The organism is Paractinoplanes ferrugineus, from assembly GCF_016862195.1.
Classification (GTDB): Bacteria; Actinomycetota; Actinomycetes; order Mycobacteriales; family Micromonosporaceae; genus Actinoplanes; species Actinoplanes ferrugineus.
Genome location: NZ_BOMM01000062.1, coordinates 1 through 1437, shown reverse-complemented (window position 1 = coordinate 1437; position 1437 = coordinate 1). Strand labels below are relative to the sequence as shown.

The window sequence follows — 1437 nt, the reverse complement described above, 5'->3', positions numbered from 1 at the left end:
TGGGCCGGAGAGAAGAAGGTGGGCCGGAGAGAAGAAGGTGGGCCGGAGAGAAGAAGGTGGGCCGGAGAGAAGAAGGTGGGCCGGAGAAGAGGGGGTCAGCGGCGGTGGGTCACGGTTCGGCCGGCGTCTCGGAAGCCGACTGCGTGGTAGAGGCGGCGCGGCACCGGGTAGGCGTCGTCGCCTCGGGGGCAGACTACGGACTGGGTGGCGCCGGCGTGGCGCATCGCGTGCAGGCAGGCCAGGCTCACCGCGACGCCGAGGCCGCGGCGGCTGTGGCGGGGGTCCACGCCGACCGGCTCGAGCAGGGCCGACCGGTTGTCCTCGTCGAGCCAGCCCAGCGCCGACGCGACAAGTGTGCCGTCGGGGGCTTCGACGACCAGGTCCAGATCGGAACGGTACGGCCAGTGCCCGATGAGGTCCGCGTAACGGCTGGTGGTCATGCCGGACTCGCCGTCACCCAGGTCGACGGGTGGCACCTGCATCTCGCCGAGCCGTTTCGGTCGCCACGCGGCTCGGTGCGCGGCGGCGCGGGCGGCGAGTTCGCCCGGCTGGACGGGGCGCAGACGGTAGCCGTCGGGCAGGGTCGGCCGGGGCAGGGAGTCGTCGAGTTCGCGCAGGCAGTGCCGGAAGAACGGGCCGTCGGTGGGCCGGTAGCCGGCGGCCCGCAGGGCGTCGATGGCAGCCTTGTCGGTGTCCATCACCGTGACGCTCCGCCCGCCGCCGGTGACCTCGTCGAACCAGGTGAGCACCTCGCCGATCAGCTCGGCCGGCGAATGCAGGCTCAGATCAGCCGGCCAGGGAGGACCGGCCGGCCCCGCCAGACCAACCGGCCCGGCCAACCCAACCGGCCCGACCGGTCCCACCGGCCCGGCAGCGCCAGGGCCAGCAGCAACCCGCCACGCAGCACCAGGCCCGGCAGCACCGGAGCCGCTAGCACCAGGCCCGGCAGCACGAGAGCCGGCACCGCCAGGCCCGGCCGCACCGGAGCCGCTGGCACCAGGGCCAGGAGCGCCAGGGCCGGCGGCGAAAGGTGCGGCAGCCGGGCGCGGGGCGGGCGGGTCGGTGATCCAGGCCCAGGCGACGTCGTCCCACAGGGCGATGCGCCGGTCGGCCATGGAGGGTCGTTGCCAAGCCAGGTCGCCGATGTGCCAGTGGCTGTCGGGCGTCCAGTCGCGCTGGACGATGCGCTGCATGGTGACGAGGTCTTCGGGTCCACCGTTCCGCACCGGTCCTCCTTCGGCTCGCCGTCGTCCGGGCACTTCCTCACCGGGACGCGACGGCACCCGATTAGACCAGCTTTCGGGCGTTCACGCCGAGTCGCCTCGCGCCACTGCGCCGGTTTCGCAGGGGAGGAAGGCGAGGTGGGAGGAAGGCGAGGTGGGAGGAAGGCGAGGTGGGAGGAAGGCGAGGTGGGAGGAAGGCGAGGTGGGAGGAAGG

Annotated in this window: 2 protein-coding genes; both read right to left on the bottom strand. The window is 73.4% G+C overall.

Annotated features, from left to right (window positions below; all coding sequences use genetic code 11):
- Nucleotides 1-95 precede the first annotated feature (95 nt).
- On the bottom strand, nucleotides 96-749 hold the full coding sequence (locus tag Afe05nite_RS34405) for a GNAT family N-acetyltransferase (protein WP_203821472.1): 654 nt from the start codon (nucleotides 747-749) through the stop codon (nucleotides 96-98).
- Nucleotides 750-781: 32 nt separating this feature from the next.
- On the bottom strand, nucleotides 782-997 hold the full coding sequence (locus Afe05nite_RS34400) for a hypothetical protein (RefSeq protein WP_203821471.1): 216 nt from the start codon (nucleotides 995-997) through the stop codon (nucleotides 782-784).
- Between the last annotated feature and the right edge of the window lie 440 nt (nucleotides 998-1437).